Here is a 5,387-nt window from a genome sequence, read left to right as displayed (position 1 = left end):
TATATTAAGCCCTTCGATGCATTCTCGTAACATGACTGGATTATGATATTCATAACCCTCCTGCTTATTCATCGAGGTACTTTTGAGCTAATTTTGAAAACTCAGAGGGATCATTAATCAGGTTCTCTTCGTAAAGCGCTGGATTCCATATCTCCACTTTGTTACCCATTCCCACAACTACTGCATCTCGGTCTAACTGAGAATAACCTAACATCAGTTTAGGAATAAGTAACCTACCGGCACTATCCAACTCCACTACTGAGCTACCCCTAAAGAAATTCCTTTGAAGTTTTCTATACTCTTCATTGAACTCACTCAATCCGGCAATCTTAGAATAGATTTTTTTATACTCTACCATCGGGTAAAGTATGAGGCAAGGCTCAAAACCTCTGCGTATAACCAGCTCATTACCAGATGCTTCTGGCAAGGCAGACTTAATCTTAGCGGGTAGAACTAGCCTACCTTTCGCATCGATCTTGCACTCATATTCGCTGGTGAAAAATGCCATTATTGCTTGAATTCTATGATTCTAATAAACAAACATAGAAAAATATTTGACATAATCCACCACTTTCTACCACTTTACTCCACTTTTTTACATTTTCTTACATAAAAGTTACACCAAGCGTATAAAACCAACTTACGTGACCAGAATGAAAGAATTAGGTCGAATTATTTTGAAATAATAAACGAAATGAATCGGCTCAAATAGACAATTTAAAGTCCTTTTACTTTAAAGAAGCCAATATTTCCTGAGTATGCTGCCCTAGGTGAGGTGGTGGGAGAATGTGGGAGGAATTTTTAAATTGACCTGAATTTGCAATGAATGTTTTAAGTCCCTGTAGTTTATTTGATTCAAGTTTTATTAATCCACCATACAAATCAATCGCTTCCGACACTTTATTTATTATACCAGCCGGAATATTCATTTCATTAAATAATTCCATCAAATGAGTTGATGAATTTGTCCTGAAGGCCTCCTCCAAATAAGAGTAAAGTTTATCTCTGTTAGATACACGAAGCAGATTTGTACTGTATTCTTCTTTTTGTTCTAAATGTAGAACATGCAAAAGGCTATTAAACTGCTTATTGTTGCCTATAGCCATAATGATCTGTTTATCATCCTTTGTATTGAAGAGTTCTCCATACGGTGCAATATTTGGATGCTTCGAGCCCTTTCTCATAGGCTCTGATTGTCCAATTAAATAATTAGTTGCTTGATTTGCTAATGAGGCTAGACCTGCCTCTATCAATGAGACCTGAAAGCAACTGCCTTTCCCTGTTTTTAATTTATTAATATAACCGAGCAGAAGTGCTTCCTTCAATTGATGTCCTGCCAATAAATCCATCATTGCCACTGGCATTTTTAAAGGTTCTCCACCAGCCTCGCCATTCATATTCATGAAACCCACTTCAGCTTGAATGATAGCATCATAACCAACTCTATCTGTTATAGCACCATACCCTGTAATCTGACCATAAATTAATTCAGGATTAATTTTCTTTAACGATTCATAATCAACCTTTAGCTTCTTATCGTCACCAGGTTTATAGCTGGTTATTACTATATCAGCCGATTCAATTAACTTGTAGAGTTGATTTAGCCCATCGCCAGTTGAAACATCTAAGGCAACCGATTTTTTACCCCAATTAATACAAGCAAAATAAGCCGAAATATCATCTGTATTTTCTTTAGCACCTTTCCAGGATCTTGTGACATCACCATTCGTTTTTGGGTTCTCAACCTTAATCACCTCTGCGCCTAACTCAGCAAAGAATTGTCCAACACTAGGTCCGGCTAGCACAGAGGCTAGCTCTATTATTTTCAGGTCTCTAAAAAAGGAAGATTGGTTTTCCATAAAATGCTATACGCTTATTTGGTTTTGCTAACATAAAGAATAAAGCACTTAATTATAACTGAATATATTTTTTGACAATATCAAGAACCATTTGATCGATAATATCATTTAATCTTAATATATCTAACTTTGCATTATGAAAAGAGTGGTAGTCGGCATGTCCGGTGGTGTGGATTCAAGCGTAGCAGCATACTTACTTCAAAAACAAGGGTATGAAGTAATAGGTATGTTTATGAAAAACTGGCATGATGATTCTGTAACCATTAGTAAGGAATGCCCTTGGCTTGAAGATTCTAACGATGCAATGATTGTTGCCCAAAATCTCGGCATACCATTTCAGGCTATTGACTTAAGCAAAGAATACAAAGAGCGTATTGTAGATTATATGTTTGATGAATATAGCAAGGGTAGAACTCCAAACCCTGATGTGCTGTGTAATCGGGAAATTAAGTTTGATATTTTCTTGAAGGCGGCTATGCGCTTAAAAGCTGATTTCATTGCTACAGGCCATTACTGCAGAAGAGGTGAAGAGGTTTTAAATGGTGAAACCCGATATAAATTACTTGCCGGTGTAGATGACAACAAAGATCAAAGCTATTTTCTGTGCCAGCTCACTCAGGAGCAATTATCGAAAGCGCTTTTTCCAATTGGCGAATTAACAAAACCTCAGGTAAGGGAGATTGCCAAGGAAATGAATCTTGTTACAGCCGATAAAAAGGATAGCCAGGGGTTATGCTTTATTGGAAAAGTACGCTTACCGGAATTTTTACAGCAGCAGCTCAAACCCAAAAAAGGGAAAGTAATTGAAGTGCCGGCTGATTCTCCTATTTACAAAGAAAAAGCATTAGCCACTGATTCTACCCAATCAAGCTTATCGGAAATAACTGAAGGGTTTACATATAAAGAGTCTGACGGTAAGGTAGTTGGTGAGCATTCTGGTGCTCATTATTTTACTATCGGGCAGCGTAAAGGTCTCAATATCGGGGGTACACCAGATCCTTTGTTTATTATTGAAACGGATACTGGTAATAATATCATTTATACAGGCCAGGGAGAAAATCATCCTGGGCTCTACAGGAATGGTTTATTCATTGAAAACAATGACATTCATTGGGTTCGACCAGATATGGCACTAGAAATTGGTCAATCAAAAACGTTTGATTTACGCATAAGGTATCGTCAGCCGCTTGAAAAAGCAACGCTATATAAAGAACCTAATGGGATGTATGTGATCTTCAGTCAACCTCAAAAAGCCGTAGCAGCCGGCCAATTTGCTGTCTGGTATGATGGGGAAGAATTAATTGGTTCTGGTGTGATTAACTGATTACTTTAGGTCTTCCAATCCGCTTACTCCACCACTTACCACAAATTTCATAGCTGCAGTTGATGACATTTTCAAAGGGGTCACATATTCTTTCTTCACTAAAAACTGATTTCCAGACCATGCATATGAATGAGGCATATAAACGGATATATACTCTTCTCTATCTAATTTCTCCAAACTGTCGTTAGTAATAAATCCAACTTTCAATAAAATACCACTTTCATCAACCTTAACTAAAACAGGTCTGTCAAACTTTTTTTGATCACCTACAAACGCACCTATCAAATCTTTAAGCGAAGTATAAATAATGTTTACCAGGGGAATCTTGATTAAGTATCTTTCAAAAAAATCAAAAAAAGGTCTGGTTATAAAAAATGAGGCCAAATAACCTAAGAACGTTACTGCACAAAGTATAACAACCAAGCCAAGCCCTGGTATGTCTATGGGGATTAAACTGTCTATCCAATCAAGGCTTTGATAGATCACATACACAGTTAATGCGAATGGTACCACAAAGAGCAGCCCTCTAAAAAAGTAAGTAAGTAATCTATTAAGTGTAAATCTGGACATGTCTAAAAGTATTTATGCATAAAAAAAGGGCTTTTGCAAAGCCCTTCAAATATCTACAATATTTCGATCTTAAATCGCTATTCCGATAAAGGACTTAAATGCTATCCCCATTAAACCAGTGATAAGCATTGTAATACCCAATCCTTTCAATCCGTTGGGTACATTCGAGTACTTTAATTTTTCTCTTATAGCTGCCAATGCAATAATTGCCAATGCGAAGCCAGTTCCAGAACCAAAACCAAAAACAGAAGCTTCAGCTATGGTGTAATCTCTTTGCACCATGAAAAGGGAACCTCCTAAAATAGAGCAGTTTACAGCTATTAGCGGTAAGAATATACCTAATGAACCGTATAAAGCGGGAGAAACCTTTTCTACCACCATTTCAACCAACTGCACCATACCGGCAATAATTGCAATAAACATGATGAATTGTAAAAACTCCAGGTTGATTTCTGAGAACCCGGCACCTAACCATGTTAACGCACCTTCCTTTAGTACATATTCTTGTATTAACCAGTTAATAGGCACTGTTATACTCAATACGAATATGACCGCTGCACCCAATCCAATGGCGGTACTCACTTTTTTAGATACTGCAAGAAATGAACACATGCCTAAGAAATAGGCGAAGATCATGTTCTCAATAAATATCGATTTTATTCCTAAGCTTACTAATTCCATAATTATTAATTCTCTACGTAACCAGTTCTAGATCTTTGAACCCAAATTAAAATCCCTAATATCATAAATGCCCCAATAGAATCTACCATCAGACCATTTGTTGGAAAGTTCATAATTCCTGCTGCTTCAAAAACTTTAAAGTCAAATACAGACCCCGAACCGAATAATTCTCTGAAAAATGCTACTGTTAAAATGATCCATGCATAACCAAATCCACTTCCAAGTCCGTCTAGGATTGAATCGTATGGTTTGTTGCCCATAGCAAAGGCCTCTAGCCTTCCCATCACAATACAGTTGGTAATGATTAGTCCAACAAAGGCCCCAAGTACCTTGTACATGTCGTAACTATATGCCTTCAACACTTCACTTACCAATGTTACTAATGTAGCTACAACGGCCAACTGCACGATAATTCGTACTCGACTAGGAATGATATTTCGCAATAAAGAAATGATCAAATTGGAGAATACAATTACAAAAACCACCGCAATGGACATGATCAGTGTTGGCTCCATTTTCACTGTTACAGCCAGTGCAGAACAAATACCTAGTACCTGAACGGTAATTGGGTTGTCCTCATTCAGCGGATCAGTGATTAATCTTTTTCTACGCTTAGAAAAAAGCTCTTCTTTTGGTGCTTGAACAGCTGATTCCTGTTTTTCTAAAGTTTCAGTACTCATAGTATCACTTTAACTTATTTCTATTTATAAATTAGCCAGACTGCCTGACTTTACCTTATTGAAGTATGACTTGTAATACCCTAAGTATTTCTCAAGCATGGTATTTACTCCTCTACCTGTTATTGTAGCTCCTGACATGCCATCTACTTCATGTTCAGTCAATCCTGAATTTCCTTCTCCTTTAACCATCGATACGGAAACAATATTCCCGTTATCGTCCATTATTTCTTTTCCCACATATCTATTTTGAATTTCAGGAGAAGAAATCCTGGC

Annotated in this window: 7 protein-coding genes; 1 reads left to right on the top strand and 6 read right to left on the bottom strand. The window is 37.1% G+C overall.

Features of this window, described 5'->3' with window-relative positions:
• Nucleotides 1–64: 64 nt before the first annotated feature.
• Both mraZ and RLO81_RS01070 read right to left on the bottom strand, forming a co-directional pair.
• Nucleotides 65–508, bottom strand: a complete 444-nt coding sequence (gene mraZ, locus RLO81_RS01075) for a division/cell wall cluster transcriptional repressor MraZ (protein WP_350105967.1) — start codon at nucleotides 506–508, stop codon at nucleotides 65–67.
• A 220-nt stretch (nucleotides 509–728) separates the two neighbouring features.
• The gene (locus RLO81_RS01070; RefSeq protein WP_350105964.1) at nucleotides 729–1,859 is read right to left on the bottom strand and encodes a CaiB/BaiF CoA transferase family protein; all 1,131 of its coding nucleotides are present in this window, start codon (nucleotides 1,857–1,859) and stop codon (nucleotides 729–731) included.
• A 136-nt stretch (nucleotides 1,860–1,995) separates the two neighbouring features.
• Here RLO81_RS01070 and mnmA point away from each other — a divergent pair, with 136 nt between their 5' ends.
• Entirely contained in the window at nucleotides 1,996–3,183 is a 1,188-nt protein-coding gene (gene mnmA / locus RLO81_RS01065) for a tRNA 2-thiouridine(34) synthase MnmA (protein WP_350105961.1), read from the top strand.
• Here mnmA and RLO81_RS01060 read toward each other — a convergent pair whose 3' ends face one another.
• From RLO81_RS01060 to RLO81_RS01045, 4 genes are all read right to left on the bottom strand, one after another.
• On the bottom strand, nucleotides 3,184–3,753 hold the full coding sequence (locus RLO81_RS01060; protein ID WP_350105959.1) for a DUF502 domain-containing protein: 570 nt from the start codon (nucleotides 3,751–3,753) through the stop codon (nucleotides 3,184–3,186).
• Between the two features lie 69 nt (nucleotides 3,754–3,822).
• On the bottom strand, nucleotides 3,823–4,434 hold the full coding sequence (gene nqrE / locus RLO81_RS01055) for an NADH:ubiquinone reductase (Na(+)-transporting) subunit E (protein WP_350105956.1): 612 nt from the start codon (nucleotides 4,432–4,434) through the stop codon (nucleotides 3,823–3,825).
• Nucleotides 4,435–4,439: 5 nt separating this feature from the next.
• Nucleotides 4,440–5,114 (bottom strand): NADH:ubiquinone reductase (Na(+)-transporting) subunit D, encoded by a 675-nt coding sequence (locus RLO81_RS01050; RefSeq protein ID WP_350105953.1) that lies wholly within the window; start codon nucleotides 5,112–5,114, stop codon nucleotides 4,440–4,442.
• A gap of 24 nt (nucleotides 5,115–5,138) precedes the next feature.
• Nucleotides 5,139–5,387 (bottom strand): FMN-binding protein (locus tag RLO81_RS01045; protein WP_350105950.1); only part of this gene is annotated, 249 nt, incomplete at its 5' end.

It is taken from the genome of Fulvivirga sp. (assembly GCF_040220315.1).
In the GTDB taxonomy this organism is placed as follows: Bacteria; Bacteroidota; Bacteroidia; order Cytophagales; family Cyclobacteriaceae; genus Fulvivirga.
This window is presented reverse-complemented; position numbering and strand designations above follow the sequence as displayed.